This window comes from Nocardiopsis lucentensis DSM 44048, from assembly GCF_000341125.1.
Taxonomy (GTDB): domain Bacteria; phylum Actinomycetota; class Actinomycetes; order Streptosporangiales; family Streptosporangiaceae; genus Nocardiopsis; species Nocardiopsis lucentensis.
In genome coordinates this window covers 1-25,608 of record NZ_ANBC01000599.1, presented here as the reverse complement: position 1 = coordinate 25,608, position 25,608 = coordinate 1, and the positions used below count along the sequence as shown (strand labels likewise).

Annotated in this window: 20 protein-coding genes, 1 tRNA gene and 1 pseudogene; 16 read left to right on the top strand and 6 right to left on the bottom strand. The window is 69.7% G+C overall.

Features of this window, described 5'->3' with window-relative positions:
• From D471_RS0121335 to D471_RS0121310, 6 genes are all read left to right on the top strand, one after another.
• Window positions 1–973: aldehyde dehydrogenase family protein (locus D471_RS0121335; RefSeq protein WP_017600504.1), on the top strand; the 973-nt coding region annotated here is incomplete at its 5' end.
• A gap of 16 nt (window positions 974–989) precedes the next feature.
• Window positions 990–2,045 (top strand): NAD(P)-dependent alcohol dehydrogenase, encoded by a 1,056-nt coding sequence (locus D471_RS0121330; RefSeq protein WP_017600503.1) that lies wholly within the window; start codon window positions 990–992, stop codon window positions 2,043–2,045.
• Between the two features lie 3 nt (window positions 2,046–2,048).
• Entirely contained in the window at window positions 2,049–2,810 is a 762-nt protein-coding gene (locus D471_RS0121325) for an amidohydrolase family protein (RefSeq protein ID WP_017600502.1), read from the top strand.
• A gap of 27 nt (window positions 2,811–2,837) precedes the next feature.
• Entirely contained in the window at window positions 2,838–4,139 is a 1,302-nt protein-coding gene (locus D471_RS0121320; protein WP_026127942.1) for a phenylacetate--CoA ligase family protein, read from the top strand.
• Between the two features lie 846 nt (window positions 4,140–4,985).
• Complete coding sequence (locus D471_RS0121315) at window positions 4,986–5,321, top strand: MerR family transcriptional regulator (protein ID WP_017600500.1); 336 nt, start codon at window positions 4,986–4,988, stop codon at window positions 5,319–5,321.
• An 81-nt stretch (window positions 5,322–5,402) separates the two neighbouring features.
• Window positions 5,403–5,882 carry a hypothetical protein gene (locus D471_RS0121310; RefSeq protein WP_017600499.1) on the top strand — a complete coding sequence of 160 codons (480 nt, stop codon included), beginning with the start codon at window positions 5,403–5,405 and terminating at the stop codon, window positions 5,880–5,882.
• A 9-nt stretch (window positions 5,883–5,891) separates the two neighbouring features.
• On the opposite strand, the gene D471_RS0121305 is transcribed toward D471_RS0121310, so the two are convergent.
• Both D471_RS0121305 and D471_RS0121295 read right to left on the bottom strand, forming a co-directional pair.
• Window positions 5,892–6,401, bottom strand: coding sequence for a hypothetical protein (locus D471_RS0121305; RefSeq protein WP_152486390.1), 510 nt, complete (start codon window positions 6,399–6,401; stop codon window positions 5,892–5,894).
• Window positions 6,402–6,654: 253 nt separating this feature from the next.
• Window positions 6,655–6,725 (bottom strand) — tRNA-Gly (locus tag D471_RS0121295).
• A gap of 140 nt (window positions 6,726–6,865) precedes the next feature.
• Between D471_RS0121295 and dcd the strand changes: the two genes are divergently transcribed.
• From dcd to D471_RS0121275, 4 genes are all read left to right on the top strand, one after another.
• Complete coding sequence (dcd, locus tag D471_RS0121290; protein ID WP_017600497.1) at window positions 6,866–7,456, top strand: dCTP deaminase; 591 nt, start codon at window positions 6,866–6,868, stop codon at window positions 7,454–7,456.
• Between the two features lie 431 nt (window positions 7,457–7,887).
• Complete coding sequence (locus D471_RS0121285) at window positions 7,888–8,883, top strand: quaternary amine ABC transporter ATP-binding protein (protein WP_026127941.1); 996 nt, start codon at window positions 7,888–7,890, stop codon at window positions 8,881–8,883.
• Window positions 8,880–10,115: an ABC transporter permease gene (locus D471_RS0121280; protein WP_017600495.1), complete on the top strand. Its 1,236-nt coding sequence runs from the start codon at window positions 8,880–8,882 to the stop codon at window positions 10,113–10,115. Before D471_RS0121285 ends, D471_RS0121280 begins: the two co-directional genes overlap by 4 nt.
• 38 nt (window positions 10,116–10,153) lie before the next feature.
• Complete coding sequence (locus D471_RS0121275; protein ID WP_017600494.1) at window positions 10,154–11,164, top strand: glycine betaine ABC transporter substrate-binding protein; 1,011 nt, start codon at window positions 10,154–10,156, stop codon at window positions 11,162–11,164.
• 108 nt (window positions 11,165–11,272) lie between these two features.
• On the opposite strand, the pseudogene D471_RS35450 reads toward D471_RS0121275, so the two are convergent.
• The 3 genes and pseudogenes from D471_RS35450 to D471_RS0121260 all read right to left on the bottom strand — a co-directional run bounded on the left by D471_RS35450 (window position 11,273) and on the right by D471_RS0121260 (window position 13,811).
• A pseudogene (locus D471_RS35450) lies at window positions 11,273–12,502 on the bottom strand (IS30 family transposase).
• An 86-nt stretch (window positions 12,503–12,588) separates the two neighbouring features.
• The gene (locus D471_RS0121265; protein ID WP_017600493.1) at window positions 12,589–13,203 is read right to left on the bottom strand and encodes a rhomboid family intramembrane serine protease; all 615 of its coding nucleotides are present in this window, start codon (window positions 13,201–13,203) and stop codon (window positions 12,589–12,591) included.
• Window positions 13,204–13,337: 134 nt separating this feature from the next.
• Window positions 13,338–13,811, bottom strand: coding sequence for a hypothetical protein (locus tag D471_RS0121260; RefSeq protein ID WP_017600492.1), 474 nt, complete (start codon window positions 13,809–13,811; stop codon window positions 13,338–13,340).
• 672 nt (window positions 13,812–14,483) lie between these two features.
• Here D471_RS0121260 and D471_RS0121255 point away from each other — a divergent pair.
• The 6 genes from D471_RS0121255 (at window position 14,484) to D471_RS0121230 (ending at window position 24,739) form a co-directional block, all read left to right on the top strand.
• Complete coding sequence (locus D471_RS0121255) at window positions 14,484–16,184, top strand: ABC transporter family substrate-binding protein (RefSeq protein WP_026127940.1); 1,701 nt, start codon at window positions 14,484–14,486, stop codon at window positions 16,182–16,184.
• 83 nt (window positions 16,185–16,267) lie between these two features.
• Window positions 16,268–17,278 carry an ABC transporter permease gene (locus tag D471_RS0121250; RefSeq protein ID WP_017600490.1) on the top strand — a complete coding sequence of 337 codons (1,011 nt, stop codon included), beginning with the start codon at window positions 16,268–16,270 and terminating at the stop codon, window positions 17,276–17,278.
• Window positions 17,271–18,191, top strand: a complete 921-nt coding sequence (locus D471_RS0121245; RefSeq protein ID WP_017600489.1) for an ABC transporter permease — start codon at window positions 17,271–17,273, stop codon at window positions 18,189–18,191. Before D471_RS0121250 ends, D471_RS0121245 begins: the two co-directional genes overlap by 8 nt.
• Window positions 18,188–20,374 carry an ABC transporter ATP-binding protein gene (locus tag D471_RS0121240; protein WP_017600488.1) on the top strand — a complete coding sequence of 729 codons (2,187 nt, stop codon included), beginning with the start codon at window positions 18,188–18,190 and terminating at the stop codon, window positions 20,372–20,374. The genes D471_RS0121245 and D471_RS0121240 overlap by 4 nt, the downstream gene beginning before the upstream one ends.
• Window positions 20,375–20,706: 332 nt before the next feature.
• Complete coding sequence (dacB, locus tag D471_RS0121235; protein WP_026127939.1) at window positions 20,707–22,353, top strand: D-alanyl-D-alanine carboxypeptidase/D-alanyl-D-alanine endopeptidase; 1,647 nt, start codon at window positions 20,707–20,709, stop codon at window positions 22,351–22,353.
• Between the two features lie 313 nt (window positions 22,354–22,666).
• On the top strand, window positions 22,667–24,739 hold the full coding sequence (locus D471_RS0121230) for an ABC1 kinase family protein (protein ID WP_051059235.1): 2,073 nt from the start codon (window positions 22,667–22,669) through the stop codon (window positions 24,737–24,739).
• A 16-nt stretch (window positions 24,740–24,755) separates the two neighbouring features.
• On the opposite strand, the gene D471_RS0121225 is transcribed toward D471_RS0121230, so the two are convergent.
• A complete protein-coding gene (locus D471_RS0121225; RefSeq protein WP_017600485.1) occupies window positions 24,756–25,307 on the bottom strand; it encodes a TIGR03086 family metal-binding protein in 552 nt (183 codons plus the stop codon).
• Window positions 25,308–25,608 lie beyond the last annotated feature (301 nt).

The window sequence follows — 25,608 nt, the reverse complement described above, 5'->3', positions numbered from 1 at the left end:
GCTGACCCGGAGGGGGAGGGCCGTCTGGACCCGCCGCGGCGAGGTCCTCGCCGTCCACGCCCCAGGCAACCATCCGGGCGTGCAGGCCCAGTGGCTGGAGGCCCTCGCGCTCGGTTACCGCGTGGCGGTCCGGCCCTCCCGCCGTGAGCCCTTCACCCCCCACCGTCTCGTGACCGCGCTGCGTGAGTCCGGGTTCTCCGGGGACCAGGTCGTGCTCCTGCCCACGGAACACGACGTCGCCGACGAACTCGTCCGCGAGGCCGACCTCGCGATGGTCTACGGAGGGGACGAGGTCGTCGACCGCCACCGGGGCGATCCGAACGTCCTTCCCCAAGGGCCGGGCCGTTCCAAGATCCTGCTCACCGGGGAGGACTGGCGGGACCACCTGGACATGATCGTCGACTCGATCGTCCACCAGGCCGGTGTGGCGTGTGTGAACGCCACAGCCGTGTTCGTCGACGGCGACCCGGCGCCGGTCGCCGAGGCGCTCGCGGCGCGTCTGGGCCGGCTGGCGGAACTGCCTCCGGAGCACGGCGACGCGGTCCTTCCCGTCCAACCGGAGGAGACCGCCCGCGCGTTCGAACGCCACCTGGTCGCGTGCGCGGACGGAGCCGTCCCCTGGCACGCACCCGACGGGATCGCGCGGCCCCTCGGAGACGGCAGCTCCGTGCTGTACCCCGCCGTCCACCAGGTGGCCCGCGGTGACGCCCCGCAGACCCGTATCGAGCTGCCCTTCCCCTGCGTCTGGGTGGCCCCCTGGTCCCCCGAGGACGGGATCGCTCCGCTGCGGGACACCCTGGCGCTCACCGTCGTGTCCGAGGACGAGGACCTCGTGGACCGGCTGGTCGCCGAGCCCAGCATCAGCAACGTCTACGTCGGGGACCACCCGACGCACTGGACGGAGCCGGGATCTCCGCACGACGGCTATCTCGCCGAGTTCCTCATGCGCAGCAAGAGCGTCTTCCGCAACTGACACCCGAAGGACGACCATGATTCGAACCATCGGATGGGGTTCCAGAGGCAGGGGCCTGCCCCTGGAACCCCTGGAACTCGAACGCCGTGACCCTGGTCCACGCGACGTCGTGATCGACATTCTCTTCTGCGGGATCTGCCACACCGACATCCACCAAGTGCACGACGACTGGGACAGCACCGAGTACCCCGTCGTCCCCGGACACGAGATCGTCGGACGGGTGCGCGCCACCGGCGGCGGCACGGGTCGGTTCGCCGTCGGTGACCTGGTCGGTGTCGGGTGCATGGTGGGCTCCTGCGGAAGGTGCCGATCGTGTGAGGAGGGGCTGGAGCAGTACTGCCGCACCGGGCCGATCCTCACCTGCAACGGCAGGGACCCGGACACAGGCCGGACCACGATGGGCGGCTACTCGGGGGCCATCGTGGTCGACGAGGCGTTCGTCCTGAGCCTGCCCGACGGGCTGGCCCCGGCCGCGGCGGCGCCCCTGCTGTGCGCCGGGGTCACCGTCCACTCGCCGCTTCGCCACCACGGCGTGGGTTCCGGGAGCAGGGTGGGGATCATCGGCGTGGGCGGGCTCGGCCACCTCGGTATCCGCATCGCCTCGGCGATGGGCGCGCACACGGTCGCGTTCACCACGACACCGGCCAAGGCCCGGGACGCTCTGGCGCTTGGCGCCTCCCGCGCTGTCGTCACCACGGAGGAGGGGGCGCTCGACGACCTCGCCGACGGGTTCGACCTGCTGCTGAGCACCATCGGCACACCCCACGACATCAACCCGTTCCTCCCTCTGCTCCGGCGCGACGGCAGCTACGTCCTGCTGGGGTCACTGGAACCGACACCTCCCGTCGTGGGCGCCCTCCTGGCCATGCCCCGGCGGTCGATCACCGCTTCCCTCATCGGTGGGATCGCCGAGACCCAGGAGACCCTCGACTTCTGCGCCGAACACGGGATCACGGCCGACGTCGAGACGATCCGTGTCCAGGACGTCGGGACCGCCTTCGAGCGCACCGTGGCCAAGGACGTCAGATACCGGTTCGTCATCGACATGTCCTCCCTCACGGAAGGTCGGTGACCGGTGGACACTCGTGTCTTCGACGCCCACGCCCACCTCGCCCCGGGAGCGGAGGCCACGGACCGCCTCCTGACCACGATGGACGGATGCGGCATCGACCGGGCCGTCGTCGTCGCCGGCGGCACGATCGACCCACTCCGGCTGTCCCGCCAGATCATCGAGGGCGGCGGCAGTACCGAGGACGTCGACAACGACGCCGTGCTCGCCGGTTGTGAACGCTCGGGCGGGCGCCTGGTCCCGTTCTTCTTCGCCAACCCCCACAGCGGCCCGGACGCCTACCGGGAGGCGGGCGCGGGGTTCCGCGGTCTCAAACTGGCGCCGGGCGTCCACGGCGTCAGGATCTCCGACCCCCGCACCCACGCGCTCGTCGGGGTCGCGAAGGACCTGGGGCACCCTGTCTACCTGCACTGTCTTGCCAGAGCCGGGTTCGGGGTGACGGATCTGGTGGACCTGGCCGCGCGTGAACCCGACGTCACCTTCGTGCTCGGTCATGCCGGTGTGGGCGACATGGATCTGTACGGCATCGAGTCGATCCGACCGAGGCCCAACATCCTGTTCGAGACCTCTGGCGGGTATTCGGCCGTGGTCGCGGCGGCCCTGCGCCGCCTGGGGCCGGAACGGGTGCTCTTCGGTAGTGAGTACCCGCTCCAGCACCCTGAGGTGGAACTGGTCAAGTACCGCCTCCTCGGCTTGGAAGAGCCCGCCTGGAGACGGGTGACCTGGACCAACGCCCGCCTTCTGGTCGGTGAGGAACCGGCGCCCTGACCGGTCGGACCCATGAAAGGCAAGGACATGACCCCCACCAGCCCGCCCCGTCTGGGGGACTGGAACAGCATCGGGGAGTTGCGCGAACTCCAGGAGAAGGCCCTGCCGCGGGCCATGGAGCTCGCCGCGCGGTCTCCCCGCTACCGGGACCTTCCCATCCCGGCCAGCGTCGAGGAGCTCGGTGCGCTCCCGCTGACCGGAAAGGGTGACCTGCGCGCCGCCTATCCGTTCGGACTGCTGGCGGTGGAACGGGAACGGTTGGCGACCTACCACGAGTCCAGCGGCACCTCCGGAGCCCCCACCTCCTCCTACTTCACCGACCATGACTGGGCCGACGTGGCGGACCGGTTCACCCGCGGCGCCGTGGGGATCGACGCGGCGGACACGCTCATGGTGCGTACGCCGTACGCCATGCTCACCACCGGCCACCAGGCGCACCTCGGTGGCCGGAGCCGTGGTGCCACCGTGGTGCCCGCGGACAACCGTTCCGCGGTCGTCACCTACGCCCGGGTGGTGCGGATGCTGCGCGACCTGGACGTCACGGTGACGTGGAGCCTGCCCACCGAGTGCCTGCTGTGGGCGGCGGCGGCCCGGACGGCCGGGCTCGACCCGGGACGTGACTTCCCTTCGCTACGCGCGCTCCTGGTCGCGGGGGAGCCGCTCACCGCTGCCCGGCGCAACGCCATCAGCCGCGCCTGGGGCGGGATTCCGGTCATGCAGGACTACGGTTCCACCGAGACCGGGAGCCTGGCGGGAGAGTGCGGGCACGGGCGTCTGCACCTGTGGGCCGATCGCTTCATTCCCCAGGTCATGGATCCGGACACCGGGCGCAGCGCGCGGACCGGCGTGGGGAACCTGGTCATCACGACCCTGTACCGCGAGGCCATGCCCCTGGTCCGCTACGACCTGGAGGACCGGGTCCGGGTGTCGGAGGAGGAGTGCCCCTGCCGGTGGCACCTGCCGACGGTCGAGGTGCTCGGGCGCGACGCTGGGACCCATGCGGTCGCGGGGGTGAGGGTCACGCCGGGGCAGATCGAGCGGGCGGTGTTCTCCCTGCCCGGGGAACACGGGGTCCTGTTCTGGCGGGCGCGCGCCCGGGAGGATCTTCTGGAGGTCGAACTGGAGGTGGATCCCCGGTACGAGGCGGCTGCCCGCGCGCAGGTCGCCTCGGCCCTGCGCGAGGACCCGAGGGTACGGAGTCGGGTGCTCGGGGTGCCGCCGGGAACCCTGGTCCCGGAGTCCGTCCTGCGGGGGGAGCAGAGGTTCGTCAAACCGCGACACCTCTTCGGGCCGGGGGAGGACTGGGACGAGGCCGTGCTCTACTACTGAGCCCCTCGGGTGGGGAAACGCCCTTCTCCGGTGGATGGCTGCCCTGTGCGGACCATCGCTTGTGCGGGGCGGGGGCCAAGGGGATCCGTGGAGGATCTTCGGCCCGGGCGCTGGAGGTCGGGCCGGCCGGCAGCCGAACGATCTCGGGACTCCAGGAAGCCTTCCCCGACAAGCATCGCAAACCTGTAGCGGCGAGAGTAGACATGGCTTCCCCGTGCTGCTACATTTCCTGTCGTAGCCGAAGAGATCCACGGCTGGGCCACCGGATACGCCGGTGGAGAGCAGGACGGCCCGACCGGCGCGCTTGGCTGTACGGCGCCGGGGGCCGGTAGCACCGCAGTACCGGTGTCCCGCCCGTTTGGGGGACACCGCGCAGGAAGTGGAGCAGGACGGCTCGACGGTGTGCACGTGCTTGAAGACACCGGGAGCCGGTAGGACAGCAGTACAGAAGGTCAAGCAGTACCGCAGGACCGGTCTCCCGCTCGTACGGGGGAGGCCGCGGCAGGAAGAAGGACGCGGCAGGGCTCGACCGGCGCACGCTCCAACCGCGCCGGTCGAGCCGCCAGGGCCGCAGTCGAAGAAGTAGTGCACGAAGTGAGATCGAGAGGAGTAGATGCCATCAGGATCGCCCGGGCGAGGCTGGAATCCCGCTCGGGTACCGCAGGGCCCTGTTCTGGAAGAGGGTGGTCCACGGTCACACAACCGCGATCCCCGCGATCCCGTACCGGCTTGACTTCGGGAAGCGGAAGACCGGCAGCGGCCGGTAGGTGGTATTGAACTCTCGGGCCCCAGCGCCGTTCGGCGTTGGGGCCCTCGACGTGCGTTCACAAGAAGGAAGACACGCACTTGTCCCGTCCCGACACCGGTGACCGGTTCGACGATGACGACTACCCCGCCTACACCGTGGGCAGCGCCGCGGAGATGATCGGCGCCACGCCGGCCTTCCTGCGCGCCCTGGGCCAGGCGAAACTGATCGAGCCCCTGCGTTCGGAGGGCGGGCACCGCCGCTACTCCCGCTACCAGCTCAGGCTCGCCGCCCGGGCGCGTGAACTCGTGGACCAGGGCACACCCATCGAGTCCGCGTGCAGGATCATCATCCTGGAGGACCAGTTGGAGGAGGCCCACCGGATCAACGAGGAGCTGAGGGCCGCTGCCCGAGGACAGGACCGAGACGAGGACTGACACTCACCACACCCGCTGCGACCCTGTGGGGCGGCCTCCACCGGACGTCGGGTCGGGCACGGCCAGTAGGATTCCCGCGTGATGACGCCCCCTCCCTCCCCGTCCGCGAACGGTTCCGGCAGGATCCTCGTCGGGGTGCTGGTCTGCGTCCTCCTGCTGCTGTCCTCCCTCCCCGGGCTGTTCCAGGCCGCGGAGGGCCTCTCCGGCCGGGAGACCCTGGTGAGCGGTCCGGTAGGCACGTTCACCCCCGTGGACAGGTCGTGCAACAACGGTGGCTGCGCCCTGGTGGGGACGTTCACCAGTGGTGACGGCAGCATCATCCGGCAGGACGTGGTCCTCAGCAGGGACGCCGTGCGGCTCAGCCGCAGCGACCCGATGCCGACCGCCATCGGCGACGTGCGCCTTGGCCCCAGCGGGTTCTTCAGGACGTTCGCCTACACGACCGACTACTCATGGCAGTGGGCCGTGACGAAGGGGGTCCTGATCGCCGTCCTCGTACCGGTGGCGCTGCTCGGTGTGATCGTGGGGATACGGCGTCGCCGGGCCCGGCGACGCCCGTGACGATCGCGCTCATCGTGATGGGGGCGACCCTGCTGGCGGGGGCGTGGCCCACCACCTCGTACCCGCCCAAGCGGTGGGCCGGGCACCCGGCGCGGTGAGCGCGGCCGTCGGGACCGGCAGCGGCTCGTTCCGCAGGTAGACCCGCTTCAGGGCTTGGGAGGCCTCGTCGTCCTCTGCGCTCATGTCGAGGACCGCCTCGATGTCACCTTCGGTGCTGTCCAGCAGCATGCGCATGACGTAGAACATCTTGCCGACCAGGCTCGCCGCCGTGATGCGCGTCTGCCCGTTCAGCTCGACCACGAGATCCTTGCCCAAGGCATGGGTCTCGTCGGGGAAGACGGTCACGGCAAGGCGCTGGATCAGACCGTCGATGACCTTGCTGACGGTGATCTCCTCCTTGGGAGCCAAGGTGTAGGTGGACCGCAGCTCCACATCGCTTCCCGCGGCCAGGTTGGCGCCGAACCCGGAGACACCGATCGTGCCGCCTCCTGACCGCCTTCTCAACGATCTCGGCCTCATGCGGGAAGGGCACGTCGTCGTACTCAGCGTGTGCGAGCAGGGCGTCGGCATCAAGGTGGATCGGGTTGCGTAGCGCCCTGGTTCAACGTTCGTATCGCCTGGGCGACAACCGATGATCCAGCGTTGTCGGGTGGAAGGTCGCTGAGGCGTGGCCCTCCGTCCACCCCCGTGCACCCGCTGGTGCACCCCCAACACGAGAACGGCCCCTGGTGTGCGAACGATGTTCACAGGTCAGGGGCCGTCTTTCGAACGGAGCGGATGACGGGAATCGAACCCGCGTTATCAGCTTGGGAAGCTGAAGTTCTACCATTGAACTACATCCGCGCTGTCCCGCCGATGATCATCACCGGCTGGCAACGAACGCTATCCTAGCCCAACTCCGGGGTCCGTGGGCAACTCGCCGCCGGACGGGGTTGCCTGCGAGGTCGCCCGCGCCGCGTTCTCCCAGGCGGTAGGTTCGGAGCGTGCTGCTCTCCGATCGCGATATCAGGTCCGAAATCGACGCCGGGCGGGTCAGGATCGACCCCTTCGACCCCGGTCTCGTCCAACCCTCCAGCATCGACGTCCGGCTGGACCGGTACTTCCGTGTGTTCGAGAACCACAAGTACCCCCACATCGACCCCTCGGTCGAGCAGCCGGACCTCACCCGGCTGGTCGAGACCGACGGCGACGAGGCGTTCGTCCTCCACCCGGGCGAGTTCGTGCTGGCCTCCACCTACGAGGTCGTCTCCCTCCCCGACGACATCGCCAGCAGGCTGGAGGGCAAGAGTTCCCTCGGCCGCCTCGGTCTGCTCACGCACTCCACGGCGGGGTTCATCGACCCCGGTTTCTCCGGGCACGTCACCCTGGAACTGTCCAACGTCGCCACCCTGCCGATCAAGCTCTACCCCGGCATGAAGATCGGCCAGCTGTGCATGTTCCGGCTCTCCTCCGCCGCGGAGCACCCCTACGGCTCCGCCCGGTACGGCTCCCGCTACCAGGGCCAGCGCGGTCCGACGCCCTCGCGCTCGCACCAGAACTTCAGCCGCACCCCGATCCCGGTCGAGTCCGACTGACCGGATGCGGCCACCCGCGCGGAGGATGTTGACGGTATGGTCAGGGTTGGACACGTTCCGTGGGCGAGTGCGCCCGATTTGCCGATGTGACCCATATCACCGTGAAATGGTGTGTGGCGTAGATCACACTCGGCCCTCTTGTGGTGCCTGGAACCACCGCTACAGGTCGGCGGACCACTTTTACCCAGGTTAAACCTGTTATTTGCTGGTGACATTTCAACTAAACCGCCGGTGTACATCTCGGTAGGGTGGCGCTCCGACGTGACACCAGGTGGCGGTCTCGCCCCGGTCCTCGGGGTGCGCACGCGGGGGCTCTGCGCCGACCCGCCGCCTGAGGTAACCGCGGGTGGCGAAGGGGCGATGCGCCTTGTCGGGGCTCGCGGTGGAACAGCCCCGCAGAGGAGACCGTGTCAGCAGTACGCGCAGACAACCTGTACAAGGTGTTCGGCAGGCAGGCAGGGGCCGCGGTCGAGCGGCTCTCCGACGGCAGCCACCGTGACACCATCGCCGACCTCGACGTGACCGCGGCCGTCATCGACGTCTCGTTCGAGGTCAAGCCCGGCGAGATCTTCGTCGTCATGGGCCTGTCCGGGTCGGGGAAGTCCACCCTGATCCGCATGCTCAACGGCCTCCTGGAGCCCACCTCGGGCACCGTCGAGGTCGACGGCGTCAACATCTCCGCCCTCAACAAGAAGGCTCTCCTGAAGCTGCGCGGAGAGAAGATCAGCATGGTCTTCCAGCACTTCGCGCTTCTTCCGCACCGCACGGTCCGCGAGAACGCCGCCTACGGCCTCGAACTGCGCGGCGTTCCCCGCGCCGAGCGCGACCGGAAGGCCCAGGAGACCCTCGAACTGGTCGGCCTCGGCGGCTGGGAGGACAAGCTCCCCCACCAGCTCTCCGGCGGTATGCAGCAGCGCGTGGGCCTGGCCCGCGCCCTCACCGCCGACACCGACATCATCCTCATGGACGAGGCGTTCAGCGCCCTGGACCCGCTGATTCGCCGCGACATGCAGACCCAGCTCCTCGAGCTCCAGGAGAGCCTGGGCAAGACGATCATCTTCATCACGCACGACCTCAACGAGGCCATGCGCCTCGGTGACCGGATCTGCGTCCTGCGCGACGGCCGCGTCGCTCAGGTCGGCACCGCCCAGGAGATCCTCAGCGCTCCGGCCAACGACTACGTCGAGCGCTTCATCGAGGACGTCGACCGCACCCGGGTCCTCACCGCCACCGAGGCGATCGACCCCGACGCGCCCGACGACGCGTCCCTCCCCGAGGTGGCGGCGGACACCCCCATCGCGGACCTGTACGGCAGCATGACCACCTCCGACCACCTCCGCGTGGTCGGTGACGACGGCCGGGCGCTCGGGACGGTGTCGCGCGGCTCCGTGCTCGCCGCCCTCGCCGCCGGGAAGGAGAACGCGTGACTCCCGTCGACTTCCCGCCGAACATCCCCCTCGGCGTGGGCTTCGAGACCCTCAACGAGTGGCTCAAGAGCAACTTCGGCTGGTTCTTCGACGCCCTCGGCGAGTTCATCAGGTGGGCGGTGGAGGCTCTCTCCGCCTTCTTCGCCGAACCCGCGGCCGGTCAGCTGGCCTTCATCGCCGCCGCCATCATCGCGGTGCCGCTGCTGCGGACCCGCCGAACCCCCCTGATGGCGATCATCGGCGTTGTCTCACTCCTGTACATCCTCCAGGCCCAGTTCGGGGTCGGTGACCTGTTCATCAACAGGGTCCTCCCGCCCGCGCCGGTCCTGTGGCTGATCGACGTGACCGGTGAGTACGCCGACGGGTACTTCGTGGTCTCCCTGCTGTTCCTGATCTCCGTGACGGTGCTCGGGACGATGGACAAGGGGGCCCGGGCACGCACCGCGGTGGTGGCCGGCGGCTGGCTCGCGGCGGTCCTGCTCGGCTGGTTCCTCCTGCCGATCGTGGTCACCGAGCCGCGTGCCCTGCTCATGCTCCTGCTGCTCAGCCTGCTCGCGCTCTCCGTGGCGGGCTGGAAGATGGGTGTGTTCGCCCTGGTGGCGCTGTTCGTGGTCGCGTCCGTCGACCAGTGGACCAACGCCATGGACACCCTCGGACTGGTGCTCATCGCCAGCCTCATCGCGGTGCTCATCGCGATCCCGATCGGCATCCTGTCGGCCTACAACGGCACGGTCAGCAAGATCGTCAAGCCGGTCCTCGACCTGATGCAGACGATGCCCGCCTTCGTCTACCTCATCCCGGCGATCTTCTTCTTCTCGATCGGGGCGGTCCCCGGTGTGGTCGCGACCGTCGTCTTCGCCATGCCGCCCGGTGTCCGCCTCACGGAGCTGGGCATCCGCCAGGTCGACAAGGAGCTGGTGGAGGCCGGTGAGTCCTTCGGCGCTCCCAGCCACAAGATCCTGACCGGGATCCAGGTCCCGCTCGCCCTCCCCACGATCATGGCCGGTGTCAACCAGGTCATCATGCTCAGCCTCTCCATGGTCGTCATCGCGGGCATGGTCGGCGCGGGCGGCCTGGGGAACCAGGTTTACCAGGGCATCTCCCGCAACGACGGTGCTCTGGGGTTCGAAGCCGGTGTCGCCGTGGTCGTCCTGGCGATCTTCCTCGACCGCCTGACGGCCGCGGTCACGCACAACACCCCGCAGGCACGCGCCGAGCGCGCGCGCTCGTGAGGGACCGACGAGAAGTATCGAGGGAAGGAAGAACACGTATGAACGCGCGTCTGGCATCGCTCACGGCCCTGGGCCTGGGCAGCGCACTCCTGCTGACCGCCTGTGGCGGCGGCGGACAGGACCTGACAGAGGGTGACGGCGACGACCAGGCGGCGGGCGCCTGTGAACCGGGCGCGGAGGCGCCGGTCGTCGAGGAGGCCGACATCCCGGTGGTCGACATCCCGGAGTCCGGTGAGGACGCCGACGAGATCAACATCGCGCTGATCCCGTGGGAGGAGGGCATCGCCGCCACCGCCCTGTGGGAGGTGCTCCTGGGGGAGAAGGGCTACGACGTCACCATCACCGAGCTCGACGTCGCCCCCATGTACCAGGGCGCCGCCAACGGCGACGTCGACCTGTTCCTCGACACCTGGCTGCCGCAGACCCACGCGGACTACTGGGCGGACTACGGGAGCGATCTGGAGAACCTCGGCTACTGGTACGACAACGCCCGTCTGACCCTGACGGTCCCCTCCTACATGGAGGACGTCAACACCATCGCCGACCTGCGCGAGCACGCGGACGAGCTGGGCGGCCAGATCGTCGGCATCGAGTCCGGCTCCGGCCTGGTGCGCACCACCAAGGAGCACGCCATCCCGGGTTACTGCCTGGGGGACGACCTGGAGCTGGTCGAGTCCTCCACCGGCGCCATGCTCGCCGAGCTGGACTCCGCCTACCAGGCCGAGGAGCCGATCGTCGTCACCCTGTGGCGTCCGCACATCGCCTACGCCCAGTACGACCTCAAGGACCTCGAGGACCCCGAGGGCATGATGGGCGGTGCCGAGACCATCCACGCGGTCGGTCGCGGCGGCTTCGCCGAGGACTACCCGAACGCCGCCTCCTGGCTGAGCGAGTTCACGCTGTCCGACGAGGAGCTGGGCTCCCTGGAGTCCCTGACCCTCGACGAGTACGAGGACGACCCGCAGGAGGGCGCCCGCGTCTGGCTCTCCGAGAACCCCGAGTTCCTGGAGCGCACCCTGGGCGACGACGCGGAGGGCCTGGAGTTCTAGCCGACTCCCGGATCCCCGGGCCCCGTGCCGAGGCGACGAGGCCGTAGGAAACGCGTACGGGCCGTCTCCCCGAGGGGCGGATTCTAGGGATCGTTGCAACACCGGAGGTCAGTTGCTCGCTTGAAGCAGCTTAGCGAGACGCTCGGCTGGGGTATCCCAGTCGAGCGTCTTGCGTGGACGACCGTTGAGCTGCACGGCCACCGCCTCCAGATGCTCGGCGGAGTGCACCGACAAGTCCGTGCCCTTGGGGAAGTACTGACGCAACAATCCGTTGGTGTTCTCGTTGGATCCGCGCTGCCAGGGGCTGGCCGGGTCGCAGAAGTAGACCGGGATGTCGGTGGCGGTGGTGAACGCCCCGTGCGCGGCCATCTCCGGTCCTTGGTCCCAGGTCACCGACCGTGCCAGATGCCGGGGCAGGGTCTGGACCGTGGTGGTCAACGCCTCACGCACCCGCTCGGCCGTGCGCCCGTGGGGCAGGTGCAGGAGCATCACGTACCGGGTCGAACGCTCCACCAGGGTGCCGATCGCCGAGTTACCGCCGGAGCCGATGATCAGGTCGCCTTCCCAGTGGCCGGGCACCGCCCGGTCAGCGACCTCCGGCGGGCGCTGGCTTCATGACCATCGGAGCGGCGAAGCGGGGCTGGCGCTGCTGGGCCTGGCGGCGGGGTTTGCGCGCCGGGCGCGGCCCGAGCGCAGCGCTCCGGCCAACTCCCGGCGCAGCTCACCACGGCCCTGGACGTAGAGGGCCTGGTAGATCGTCTCGTGGCACACGTGCAGCTCCGGCCGGTCGGGAAAGTCCCGCTTGAGCCTACGACTGACCTGCTCAGGGCTCCACCGCTCGTCCAACAGATCCTGGACCTTGGCGCGCGGTTCGGGATTCAGAGCGATCTTGGTGGGTCTGGGGCGTGGTCGGCGGGCATCGGCGCGAGTTTGGGCGGCGTGGGGGCGGTAGTGCCGTTTGCCGCGCGGATCCACGGTGCCGTTACGGCGGATCTCCCGGCTGATCGTGGAGTGGTCTCGCCCCAACTCGGCGGCGATCGCTCGCGCGGACTTGCCCTCGCGATGTAGGTCGGCGATCCGGATGCGTTCGGCCTCACACAGGTAGCGGGATGGACCCGCGGGCGGCACCACCTTGTGGATGGGTGGTGCCGCCTTGGTGCGGCCGTCAGCGCGGCGTCCGTTGCGCCACTTCCTGCCGGTGCGTTTATCGATACCGACGAGCCGGCAGGCTTCGGCGTTGCTGTAGCCCTGCTGCATGAGCTGCAAGTATGCCGCTCGCTCAGCGGAGAGCTTCCTCGGGCCCCGTTGTGTTCGGTCCTCGCGGATCTGAAAGTGCATGGCACCCCTTGAACCGGGGTGTTGCAACCACCACTAGAACCCAAGAGGGGGAGGCGGCCCGTACGCGTGCGTGCGGCCCGTGCGGTTCAGGGCGCGTGGTAGCCGCCCTGGGCTCCGGGCTTCCACTGGTCGGCCTGGTTACGGCGTTCCCGCCGGGGGAGCAGGTAGGCGGCGAGCAGGCCGCCGACGAACCCGAACAGGTGGGCCTGCCACGAGACGCCGGGGTGTTGGGGCAGGACCCCCCAGATCATCGTCCCGTAGAAGAGGACCACGCAGATCATGATCACGATGTCGATGGTCTTGCGCTCGATGACACCGCGCAGGACGGTGTAGCCGAAGTAGCCGAAGACGAGTCCGCTGGCGCCGACGGTGAGGGAGAGGGGCTGGCTGAACAGCCACACGCCGATCCCGCTCACCAGGGCCACGATCAGGGTGGTCAGGAGGAACCTGCCCAGGCCGCTGAAGGCGACCAGGGATCCCAGGACCAGGAACGGCAGCGAGTTCCCGATGAGGTGCGCGAGGTTGCCGTGCATGAACGGTGCGGTGAGCACGGTCCAGGGCTCGGAGAACGTCCAGGCGCGCAGCCCGAACTCCCGGTCGAGCCCTCCGCTGAACAGGAAGCTGTCGAGGATCTCGAAGACCCACATGGTCGCGAGCATCCCCGCTACGGTCAGGATGGCGGTGATTCTGGACTGCTTCACCCCACCGAGGGTAGATCACGCGTCCTTGAGGCGGTATGTCCGTGAGGTGTGTGGTGCGGTGCGGTCGTCTGTGCCTGGAGGGGTCACGGTTCGCGCGTCACCGCGCGGACGGTGACCGCTCTCGGTGGGTCCGCTCAGGAGGTCAGGGAGCGCTCGCGGGGCGGGATACCGGCGACCGCCATGAAGGCCTCGACCTTGGCGGGCCTGGTCATCCCGGTCAGCGGGAGGTGCGTGCGGGCGGTGCGGCGGCTGCGCAGCGACGGGAAGCGCTTGGGCCGACCGGAGGTGTCGTACAGGGCCAGGGAGCGGATCCGTCCGGGGAGCACGTGGTACGAACCGATGTCCTGGAACGGCACGCTCACGGTGTACCGGCCCCGCGTGTAGCGGAACTCGTCGTCGGAGACCTCCAGGACGGGCACCTTGATGAGGTGGCCGTGGACGGCCAGCGCGACGCCCATCAGGGCGAGGAGGATCCCGAGGGTGACGGTGGCCCAGTGCCCGGGTTCGACGACCACGGCGACGACGGCCAACGCCACCAGGAGGTAACCGGCCGTCAACTCCACGTGCTTGCGGCCCGCGGGGCAGACCAGGCGGACGGTTTCGGACACGGCAGATGCCTCTCTCGCTGGGTACTGCACGGGGTGACGGCGGTCGCCGATCGCAGCCTATCGGCTCCCCGCCCCTGCGGACGGCGGTTTCGGACACCCCACTTCACGGCGTCGGCTACTCATCTGTGACTGTTGATGCTTGTTGTTCTGTTTCTATTGATTAGTCCGATTATCATCGGACCTTCCGATGAAAGGACCCTTGTCCTTCCCCTGTCGTCGCTGGTGGGCGATGCGCTCTGCGGCGGGAATTTATCGCATTATTTGAGTGGTTTAATACCCTGTGTCCGCTTTGGTGTGTGGGTGGGTGTAGGTCACTCGCGTGGATAAACACTGTTGACCTTGGGCTCGATTTCGATGGTCATCCCTTGGGAGTCTTCGCGCATTTTCGGCATGTCCGAATCCGACTTCGCTGGGTAACTTCGCTGGAAGGGTTATGACCTGCGAAATTGTGGTGTTTCGCGGTGTGTTGCCGGCGTATTGAGATCCCGTGTCGGCCACGCTCGGCGACGGCAGCGAACGGGTTGCGGATGGGTCACGAATCCGGCATTGGGGCTATACAGACATTTCGCCTAATGGTCTTCTGAACGACTAATCGCCTAACTTCGGCGGGGTATGCGTCATGTGTTCCGACGCTGCGTGTTCGGCTCGTATTAGCGATCAAGGGTGTAACTGATGCACGAACGAAGGAAAACGCTCGCGCTGGCCGCGGCGGGCGCCTCCGCGATGATGGTGTTGACGGCCTGTTCCGGTGGCGGAAGCGGTCCAGCGGAGGGGGACAGGGAGATCACCTGGGTGATCAACAGCCTCCCGGCCGCGTGGGCGAGTATCAGCGGCGCGGGCGGCAGTGTCTACACGGTCCAGATGCTCTCCGGAGTGGTCCCGCACACCGGGGTCTTCCAGCCCGACGGCAGCTATGAGTACGACCTGGACATCCTCGCCGAGGAGCCCGTGGTCATCAACGACGACCTCGACGAGGGCCCGTTCCAGTACAGCTTCACGCTCGCCGAGGACGCCGTGTGGAGCGACGGAACGCCGATGACCGGTGAGGACCTGCGCGTCACCGCGATGATGTACGCCTCCCCCGACGAGGGCTACTGCACCACGTGCGACTCCCGGGGCACCACCAACGCCGACATGATCGACACGATGGAGGTCGACGGCAAGACCATCACCATCACCCTGGAGGAGGGGCTCTCCGACCCCGAGTGGATGAGCCTGTTCGACTCCACCAGCGCCGGCGGTGGCTTCTACCCGTCCCACCTGGCGGAGGAGAACGGCTGGGACGTCGACGACCCCGACCAGCTCGGCGAGTTCTTCACCTGGCTGCACGAGGCCCGCACCGAGTGGTCCGGCGGCCCGTGGATGATCGTCGAGGGCGACCTGGAGAACCAGGTCGTCAAGGAGCCCAACCCCGAGTGGTGGGGCGACCCGGTCCAGCTCGACCGCATCATCATGCCGTTCAACACCGACGAGGGCACCTTCGTCAACGCCTTCAACAACGGCGAGTTCGACGGCGCCAACCCCGCCCAGTTCAGCACGGACGTCGTCACCCAGCTGGAGGGCGCCCCGAACGCCACCGTCACCATCGGTGAGGGCAACATCTGGGAGCACATCGACTTCAACACCGAGAACGAGTGGCTCCAGGACGTCGAGCTGCGCCGCGCCATCTTCACCGCGATCGACCGGGACGACATCGCCAGCCGCACCTACGGCGAGGCCTACCCCGAGTACGAGCTGAAGAACAACCACATGTTCGGCAGCGACAGCGAGTACTACGTCGACCACATCACCCCCTCCGGCCAGGGCAGCGGCGACACCGACGCCGCTCTGGAGATCCTCGAGGAGGCCGGGTACGAGCTCGACGGCGACACCCTCATGCTCGACGGCGAGCAGGTCGGACCGTTCCGTCTGCGCACCACCGACACCGTCATCCGCAACAACTCCGTCCAGCTGATCCAGGCGCACCTGGCCGAGATCGGCGTCGAGACCACCATCGAGATGACCGACAACCTCGGCGAGATGCTCGGCGGCCAGGACTACGACATCGTCGAGTTCGGCTGGAGCGGCTTCCCCTACTTCACCAGCAACCCCGAGCAGTTCTGGCACAGCGAGAGCGGCAGCAACTTCGGCGGCCTCTCCAACGAGGAGATCGACGAGCTGGCGGAGGCCACGGGCTCGGCGCCCAACCGGGACGAGGCGGCCGAGTACGCCAACCAGGCCATGGAGATCCTCGTGGAGGAGGCCTACGTCCTCCCGCTCCTGGCCGACCCGCAGTACTTCTTCGTGAACGACCGGGTCACCAACATCGAGGACAACCTCAACACCAGTCTCCGCGCCACCTACAACATCGGTGAGTGGGCCCTGGCCGAGTAACTCGGTCCAGGTCTCCGGGCCCGGGCACGGGACACCCTCCCCTGCCCGGGCCGGTCCTCGTCCACCCTGAAGGATCACACACCATGCTCGTTTACACGGTGCGGCGCGTGCTGGGCGCGATACCCGTCCTCCTCCTGGCGTCCGTCCTCACCTTCGTCCTCATCGACCTCTCCGGCGACCCCCTGGCCGACCTGCGCGTCATGCAGCCGCCCCCGGACCCGGAGGTCATCCAGCTCCAGTCGGAACGCCTCTACCTCGACCGGTCCATGCCCGAGCGCTACTGGCTCTGGATGACCGGCGTCGGCGGCAACGGCGACATCGGCCTGCTCCAGGGGAAGTTCGGCCCCTCCACCCAGAGCGCCACCTACGACATCGGCGCGAACATCGCCGAGCGCCTCGGGGTCACCCTGCGGCTCGTGGGCGCGGCCATGGTCTTCGCGCTCGGCCTGGCCATCCTGACCGGCGTGGTCAGCGCCATGCGGCAGTACTCCAAGCTCGACTACACCCTCACCTTCGTCGGGTTCCTCGCCCTGGCCATGCCGACCTTCTGGTTCGCCGGGATCGTCCAGCAGGCCGGGGTCTCGTTCAACGAACTCGTCGGCACCCAGTTCTTCGCCACGGTCGGCGACGGCACCTACCAGGCGCAGGGGCTGTCCCCGTGGGGCCGCTTCACCAACGCCCTCGCGTACATGACGCTGCCGACCATCGTGCTCATGCTGACCAGCTTCGCGTCGTGGAGCCGGTACCAGCGCACCTCCATGCTGGAGGTGCTCAACAGCGACTACGTGCGCCTGGCGCGCGCCAAGGGACTGCCCAACCGCGTCGTCGTCCGGCGGCACGCCCTGCGCACCGCTCTCATCCCCCTGACGACGGTCGTGGCCGTCGGCATGGCGGCCATCATCGACGGCACCGTTCTGACCGAGCGGGTCTTCCAATGGAGGGGACTCGGCGAGTTCTTCATCCAGGCGGTGACGGCCAACGACTCCTTCGCGCTCATGGCGTGGCTGATGCTCAGCGGCACCACCGTCATCCTGGCCAACCTCATCGCCGACCTGCTGTACGGCGTGCTCGACCCGAGGATCCGCTATGAGTGAGAACAGGGCGCCGGACACGGTCCGGAAGACCGCCGCCGACGGGGTGGGCGGCGTCGAACGCACCCAGCTGCAGATGATCACGCGGCGGTTCCTCCGGCACCGGCCCGCCATGATCAGCCTGGCGCTGCTGATCGTCATCGTCCTCTTCGCCTTCGTCGGCCCCTACCTCTGGACCTGGGACCACCTCGTCCACCGGGAGGTCCCGCCCAGCGTGCCGCCCAACGCCGACCACCCGCTCGGCACCACCACCGCCGGGAACGACGTGCTCGGCCAGCTCATGCGCGGCGCCCAGCAGACCCTCAAGGTGGCGTTCACCGTGTCGGTCCTCGGCACGGTGGTCGGCTCCCTGTGGGGCGCCACGGCCGGGTACTACGGCGGTCGGGTGGACTCCCTGATGATGCGGGTCGTCGACGTGTTCATGATCGTCCCGCTCCTGGTCATGGTCGCCGCGATCGCCGGAAGCGTGCGCGGGGGCACCACGTGGTGGGCGGTGGCGCTCATCATCGCCGCGTTCTCCTGGGCGCAGATCGCCCGTGTCGTCCGCGGCGTGGTGCTGTCCCTGCGGGAGCAGGAGTTCGTGGAGGCCGCCAGGGCGGCGGGCGCGTCGCCGGGCTGGATCATCGTCCGGCACCTGCTGCCCAACGCGGCCGGGCCGATCATCGTCGCCGCCACCCTCCTGGTGGCCGTGGCGATCCTGTTGGAGGCGGGGATGTCCTTCCTCAGCTTCGGTATCCAACTCCCCGACATCTCCCTCGGCCAGATGATCGGCGACGCCCGCACGGCCGCCTCCACCCGCCCCTGGCTCTTCTACCCGCCGGGTGTCCTGCTGGTGATCATCTGTCTGACGATCAACTTCATCGGTGACGGGCTCCGCGACGCCCTGGACCCGCGACAGACCATGGAGCGCCGATGACCGCGACCGACGCGACGAACAGGGAGAGGGAAGGCACCGTGGACCGCGACGACGTGGTGCTGGAGGTCGACGACCTCAGCGTGACCTTCGAGTCCGACGACGGGCCGCTGCGGGCGGTGCGCGAGGTCTCCTACGTGCTGCGCGCGGGGGAGGCGCTGGGGATCGTCGGCGAGTCCGGGTCGGGCAAGTCGGTGACGTCCATGGCGATCATGGGCCTGCTGCCCCGCAACGCGCGTGTGAGCGGTTCGGCGCGGTTGCTGGGACAGCAGATCGTCGGGCTGACGGACGCGCAGATCAGCAAGGTGCGCGGCGAGAAGATCGCGATGATCTTCCAGGACCCGCTGACCTCGCTCAACCCCGTCTACACCGTCGGCTACCAGATCGCCGAGGCCGTGCTCGCGCACCGTAACGTCAGCAAGGCCAAGGCGATGGAACGCGCGCTGGCGCTGCTGGAGCTGGTGGGCATCCCCCACCCGGAGCAGCGGCTGAGGCAGTACCCGCACGAACTGTCGGGCGGCATGCGCCAGCGCGTGGTGATCGCGATCGCGATGGCCAACGAGCCCGACGTCATCATCGCCGACGAGCCGACCACCGCGCTGGACGTCACCGTCCAGGCCCAGGTCCTGGAGGCGCTGAACGCGGCGCGGCGGGAGACCGGCGCGGCGCTCGTGCTCATCACCCACGACCTGGGCGTGGTGGCCGGGAACGTCGACCGGGTCGCCGTGATGTACGGCGGCCGCATCGTGGAGTCGGGCCCCGTGGAGGAGGTGTTCTACCGGCCGCGGATGCCCTACGCCCTCGGCCTGCTGGGCTCCCTGCCACGGCTGGACGCGGACCGGAGCGAGCGCCTGACCCCGATCACCGGGACGCCGCCGTCCCTCAACGCCATGCCTGCCGGGTGCTCCTTCGCGCCGCGCTGCCCCATGGCGCGGCAGCTGTGCCACGAGGAGGAGCCGCTCCTGCTGGGGGTCGACGAGCACGGCGAGCGCGTCTCCACCGCCGTGGCCCACCCCGCGACGCACTCCGCCGCGTGCCATTTCAGCGCCGACCTGGGCGAGTCCAGCCCCGCGGACCTGTTCAGCCCCGGGGAGGAGGTGTCCGGGGAGAGCGACACGGTGGAGTCCGTCGGCGGGGGCGGGGCCGGGGAGGAGGCGGCGCCCGATCTCGCGGGCGATGAACCCATCCTCACCGTCACCGACCTGGTGAAGAACTTCCCCATCCGGTCGAAGGGCCTGCTCAGGCGGAAGATCGGCGAGGTACAGGCGGTCTCCGGGATCTCTCTGGAACTGCGTGAGAGGGAGACGCTGGCCCTGGTCGGTGAGTCCGGGTGCGGTAAGTCGACCACCGCCCGGCTGCTGTTGCAGCTGATCCAGCGGACGTCGGGGGAGGTGCACTACCAGGGCCAGCCCCTGCACGCGCTCACCCCGCGCCAGATGCGTCCGCTGCGGCGCGACCTCCAGCTGGTCTTCCAGGACCCGTTCGCCTCGCTGGACCCGCGCATGACGGTGGCGGACATCATCGCCGAGCCGCTGCGCATCCACCGCGAGGGCAACGGCTCGGCCCGGCGGCGCGTCGGCGAGCTGCTCGAACTGGTGGGGCTCGACCCGGAACACGGGTCCCGGTACCCGCACGAGTTCTCCGGCGGCCAGCGCCAGCGCATCGGTGTCGCGCGCGCCCTGTCGCTCAACCCCCGGGTGCTGGTCCTGGACGAGCCGGTCTCGGCCCTGGACGTGTCCATCCAGGCCGGGGTGATCAACCTGCTGGAGGACCTCCAGGAGGAGCTGGGCCTGTCCTACCTGTTCGTCTCGCACGACCTGTCGGTGGTCAGGCACATCGCCGACCGGGTGGCCGTGATGTACCTCGGCCGGATCGTGGAGACCGGTACCACCGACCAGCTGTTCGGGGCTCCCGCGCATCCCTACACGCAGGCGCTCATCTCCGCCATTCCCCTGCCGGACCCGGTCAAGGAGCGCACCCGGGAGCGGATCATCGTGACCGGTGACGTCCCCAGCCCGGCCGATCCGCCGTCGGGTTGCCGGTTCCGGACGCGGTGCCCGAAGTTCGCGAACGAACTCTCCGACGAGGAGCGGATCCGCTGTGTGGAGGAGCCCCCGGAACTGGAGGAACGAGGGTCCGGCCACCGCGACGCCTGCCACTACTCGGAGGTGGTCGAGCTGATCTGACCTCTGCTTCCTCGGACCCCGGCGGGCCGGGTGGCCGGCGCGATCCCGCGCCGCGGCCGCCCGGCCCGCCGCTCGTCGTCTCGGGGCGACTCGTCGTCACGGGGCGGTGTCGAGAACGGGGGACGGCGGTGTGAACGAAACCGTCGCCTCCGGCATCGGACCGGTGGGCGCGTCTGGTCGGTGGCGGGTCTTTCCGAGGGCGTCCGCGGCGGCGGGCCCCTCTCGTCCCGCCTCCCCGGGCGAGTCCGTGGACCGACGGGGACACCGTCGGCTACGTTCGTGGCGCCATTCCCGTGGCGCCGTACCGATCGATGATCTCGTAGAGGACATCCATGACCCTCGAAACCCCCAGCGATCCACGCCCCACACGTGGTCGCGTCCGCGGCTCCGGCCGCGGGACACGGATGGCCGCGGCCGCGATGGCGGCCATCCCCCTGGTCGCCTTCGCGCCGTTCACCGCCTCGTCCGCGCTCGCCGACTCCGTCGACGGGCAGGAGCGTCTCGCGGACCTGCGCGCCGACATCGACGCCCTGCTGGAGGACCCCGCCCTGGAGGGCGCGACCAACGGTGTGGTCGTCGTCGACCCGGAGACCGGCGAGCGGCTCTACGCACGCGACGGCGGCGCGCCCCTGTTGCCGGCCTCCAACATGAAGCTGTTCACCACCGCCGCCGGGCTGGAGATCCTGGGCACCGGCCACACGTTCACGACGGACGTCATGGTCGAGGAGCGGATCGGCCGGGGCGGCTCCTCCGTCTCGGACCTGTTCCTGGTCGGCGGCGGCGACCCCTCGCTGACCGCGGACGACCTGGACGCGATGGCACAGGAGGTCGCCGACTCCGGGGTCAGGACCGTGCGCGGTGACCTGGTCGCCGACGACACCTGGTTCGACGACGAGCGCCTGGTGAACGACTGGTGGCCCTCGGACGAGCCGTACGCCTACAACGCGCAGATCTCCGCGCTGACCGTCGCCCACGGGGAACGTCTCGACACCGGAGTCACGGAGGTCGTGGTCACCCCGGCGGGGGAGGGTGAGGCGGTCGACGTGGACCTGGGCGCGGCCGAGGGCTACATGGAGCTGGACAACCAGGCCGTCACCGTGGCGGCCGGGGAGAGCGGCTCCGTCGTCATCGACCGCCCCACGGGCACCAACACCATCACCGTGACCGGTTCGCTGCCCGAGGACGCCCAGCCGGTGGTGCGGCTGCGCACGGTCGACGAGCCCGCGGCCTTCGCCGGGCACGTCTTCCGGGAGTCGCTGGAGCGGCACGGGGTCCGGGTCCGGGGTGACGTGACCCTGGGCGAGACCCCGCAGGACGGGTCGGACGCCGAGGTGCTCGCCGACCACGAGTCCGACCAGCTGGGCGAACTGCTGGTCCCGCTGCTGAAGTTCAGCAACAACGGGCACACGGAGATGCTCGTGAAGAGCATCGGCCGCGAGGTCGCCGACGAGGGTTCGTGGCCGGCCGGTCTGGTCGGCGTCGAGGAGGCCGTGGCCGGGCTCGGCGTGAACACCGGCGACCTCGTCCTCAACGACGGCTCCGGCCTGTCCCGGACCGACCGGGTCACCGCCGACGCCGTCACCGACCTGTACACGCGGGTGCGGGACGCCTCCTGGTTCGACACGTGGCGGGCGGCGATCCCGGTGGCGGGCGACCCCGACCCGTGGGTGGGCGGCACGCTCACCAACCGGATGGGCGGCACGGCCGCGGACGGCGTCGTCCAGGCCAAGACCGGCACGATGTCCGGGGTCAGCGCCCTGTCCGGGTACGTCACCGGACCCGACGGGCGCGACCTGGTGTTCAGCGTGATCAACAACGGTCACTCGGGCTGGGCGCCGTACCACGTGCAGGACGGGATCGCGATCCGGATCGCCGAGTACCTGGGCCACGAGGCTCCGGTGACGACCTTCTCCCAGAGGGGGTCCGTCCAGCGGCAGGGCAGCGGCGAGCTGGAGTGCTCGTGGGAGCTGACCTGCTGATCGACTGACGATCGGGGCGTCGGCCGACGGATCGGCCGACGGTCGACACGGCGGGGCGCGCTCCCTCGGGGCGCGCCCCGCTCACCGTCGGGACCGGGTGGGCACGTGTTCGGGGATCGCGGGGGGTTGTCCACAGGCTGTGGACGTGATCGCCCGCGAAGGACCGGAAAGTGGCAGACTCGGTGTCGGGCGTCCCCGCCTCCAGCACTCGCCATCCCGGGATCCACGGCGCCACACCGTTGTCACCTCTCCGCTGACGTGCGTGCCCACGGAAGGGCGCGCCCGTCATGACGCCCCGGAAGGGCCCGTGGTCATGTTCAGCCGCCTCCAGGAGCTTCCCGCACACGCGTCGGCCGCCCTGCTGGGCTCGGCGGTCGCGGACGGCGCGGCGTGGTTCGGGCAGATCGTCTCGCCGGTCCTCTTCGTCCTCCTGCTGCTGGGACTGGGCGTCCTGGCGAGCCGGATGATGGGCGTTCCCTTCAACGCGCCACGACTCGTGTTCGCCGGAGCGGTCGGCATGGTGCTCGGCAGCATCGCCGGCGTGCTCCTCTACTTCGGCACCGTGCCCGACTCACCGGACTTCGACCCCTACCAGGAGCCCGTGGGGCCGGGCTTCATCGCCCTGATGGCGCTGTCCACGGCGGCCGCGGCGCTGCTCGTCTTCGTCGCCCTCGAACTCGCCCTGCCGCAGGGCACGCGACTGCGTCCGGTGGCCGCCGCACGCGCGGTCGTGCTCTGGTCCAAACGGATCGGCCGCTACCGCCGGATCGTGTGGATCCTGGCCAGACACGGGCTGTGGGGGTACGTCACCCGCCCCCGCGACGGCGGGGAGGACGCCTCCACCCAGCGCCGCCTCGCCCGCTCCCTCGCCCGGTCCATGGAGGAGGCCGGGGTGGTGTTCGTCAAGCTCGGGCAGGTGATGGCCACCCGCCGCGACCTGCTGCCCCCGGTGTTCGTCGAGGAACTGGGCCGCCTGCACAGCGAGGTCGCGCCCGTACCGTTCGAGCAGATCCGCGCGTGTGTCGAGGGTTCACTGGGCCGCCCCCTGGACGAGGTCTTCGCGGACTTCTCCGCCGAACCGCTCGCCGCCGCCTCCATCGCCCAGGCCCACCTGGCCCGGCTGGCGGACGGGGAGGAGGTGGTGGTCAAGGTCCAGCGCCCCGGCGTGGGGCCGGTCGTCCACCGCGACCTCGACATCATCCGGCGGCTGGCGCGCAGGTTCCAGCGGGGGACCGACTGGGGCCCGGCCATCGGGGTGGTGGACCTGGCGGAGGGGTTCGCCGAGGCGCTGCTGGAGGAACTGGACTTCAAGGTGGAGGCGACCAACATCGCCGCCGTCTCCGAGGCCACCGCCGGCTCTCCGGTGCGCATCCCCACCGTGCACGAGGCCTACACCACGCGCCGGGTCCTGGTCATGGAACGCCTGCACGGCACACCCCTGGGCGGCGCCGACCTCAGCGGGACCGACGGCGGCCACCTCGCCCGCGTGCTGCTGGACTGCCTGCTGGAGCAGGTGATGCTCAGCGGCATCTTCCACGCCGACCCGCACCCCGGCAACATCCTGCTGCTCGACGACGGCGGCGTGGGGCTGCTGGACTACGGATCCGTGGGCCGTCTGGACGGCCAGACCCGCGAGGCACTGCGGATGATGGTCCTGGCCGTCGACCGCACCGACGCGGTCCTGCTCACCGACACCCTGCTCGACGTGGTGGACGACTCCTCCGGAGCGGACGAGGAACGCCTGCGCCGGGCCCTGGGCCAGTTCATGGCGCGGTACCTGCAGGGCGGCGCGACCGCCAGCATGCGCATGTTCACCGAGCTGATGCTCATCGTCACCCGGTTCGGCCTCTCGCTGCCGCCCGAGATGGCGGCGGTGTTCCGGGCCCTGGCGACGCTGGAGGGCACGCTGGTGCACCTCTCCCCGGGGTTCGACACGATCACCGAGGCGCGCAGGTTCGCGGAGGAGCGGATGACCGATGCCCTGACCGGTCAGAACGTCCGCGACGCCGCGATGGCGGAGCTGGCCGCGCTCATCCCCACGCTCCGGCGCCTGCCCCGGAGACTGGACCGGGTCACCGACCAGCTGCACAAGGGCAGGTTCACCGTCCGGGTGCGCCCGTTCGCCCACCCCGCCGACCGCGCACTGCTCCGGGCAGTGACCCAGCGCGCGGTGCTCACGGCCCTGACCTTCGCCACCGGGTTGATGTCGGTGGGGCTGTTCAACGTCACCGAGGGCCCCGACGTGGTGTGGGCCGAGCTGCCCGCGCGCGCCCAGGTGCTCAACATCGCGGCCTGGGCGCTGCTGGCCGCCTCGGTGCTCATGATCCTGCGTCTGCTGGTCGGCATGACCAAGGTCGGCGCCGCGCCCCGCGAGACGGACGCCTGACCGTGGCGCCCGGCGGTTACCAGGCGCGGCGGCCGAGGTGGGCGAGCAGGCGGGTCTGTTCGTCGGCGTCCTCCGGCGGGGTCAGTTCGGGGCCGCACACGCCCTCGCGACGCAGGTTCGGACCGAACGCGGCGGCGGTCTCGCGCGCCCAGCTCGCATCCTCCGGTGCGATGCGCTCGTCCTGTCCCGTCGCACGGCACAGGTCCCAGCGGTGGACCACGAGGTCGAACCCCAGGAAGCGGTCGACCGCCTCGGCGAACGTGCTCCTGCCGAAGAGTCCGTCGAACTCGGCGGCGGCGCGCTCGGGATCGTGGAGATCGCGCAGGACCACCGTCCGGGCGGCCTCCCACGCGGCGGACGGGCCGTCGTCCACCGAGGGGATGTCCCCGAGTTCGCGGCCCACCAGGCCGAGGAACATGCCCTGGGTGTCCACGACGTGGCGGACGAGGTCGCGCGCGGTCCAGCCCGGACAGGGGGTGGGGGCCGCCCATCCGTCCTCGGGAACGGCCGCGACGGCGGCGGCGAACGCGGTGGACAGCCGGTCGTAGCGCTTGGCGATGTCACTCATGGCGGAACCCTCTCCCCGGAATCGTCAGTGGCGCCCAGTCTGCTTCGGCCGAACCCGCGCCGTCTTGAACAAACGCGACAGACAGGTGTTCGAAAATGTGTGATCGAGCGGCGGGCGCCGGGCGGTCGGGACCACGGCCCGTGGAACAGGACGCGCGCGGCATCCTCGACCCGGAGACCGGGCTGACCCGCTTCCGGCTCGACCGCCACGCGCCCTCGGCGCCCGTCTCCCGCTTCGTGGACCGCTACTGGGTGACCGCGTGGGACCTGACCGGGTGCGCCCCGCACGTCCAACGGGTCCT

Bases quoted from the DNA above. Each gene is read 5' to 3' on its own strand.
- D471_RS0121275 (WP_017600494.1), top strand. From the start codon at position 10,154: ATGAACGCGCGTCTGGCATCGCTCACGGCCCTGGGCCTGGGCAGCGCA.
- D471_RS0121330 (WP_017600503.1), top strand. From the start codon at position 990: ATGATTCGAACCATCGGATGGGGTTCCAGAGGCAGGGGCCTGCCCCTG.
- D471_RS0121305 (WP_152486390.1), bottom strand. From the start codon at position 6,401: ATGAGGCCGAGATCGTTGAGAAGGCGGTCAGGAGGCGGCACGATCGGT.
- D471_RS0121250 (WP_017600490.1), top strand. From the start codon at position 16,268: ATGCTCGTTTACACGGTGCGGCGCGTGCTGGGCGCGATACCCGTCCTC.
- D471_RS0121310 (WP_017600499.1), top strand. From the start codon at position 5,403: ATGACGCCCCCTCCCTCCCCGTCCGCGAACGGTTCCGGCAGGATCCTC.
- dacB (WP_026127939.1), top strand. From the start codon at position 20,707: ATGACCCTCGAAACCCCCAGCGATCCACGCCCCACACGTGGTCGCGTC.
- D471_RS0121320 (WP_026127942.1), top strand. From the start codon at position 2,838: ATGACCCCCACCAGCCCGCCCCGTCTGGGGGACTGGAACAGCATCGGG.
- D471_RS0121225 (WP_017600485.1), bottom strand. From the start codon at position 25,307: ATGAGTGACATCGCCAAGCGCTACGACCGGCTGTCCACCGCGTTCGCC.
- D471_RS0121230 (WP_051059235.1), top strand. From the start codon at position 22,667: ATGTTCAGCCGCCTCCAGGAGCTTCCCGCACACGCGTCGGCCGCCCTG.
- D471_RS0121245 (WP_017600489.1), top strand. From the start codon at position 17,271: ATGAGTGAGAACAGGGCGCCGGACACGGTCCGGAAGACCGCCGCCGAC.
- D471_RS0121255 (WP_026127940.1), top strand. From the start codon at position 14,484: ATGCACGAACGAAGGAAAACGCTCGCGCTGGCCGCGGCGGGCGCCTCC.
- D471_RS0121240 (WP_017600488.1), top strand. From the start codon at position 18,188: ATGACCGCGACCGACGCGACGAACAGGGAGAGGGAAGGCACCGTGGAC.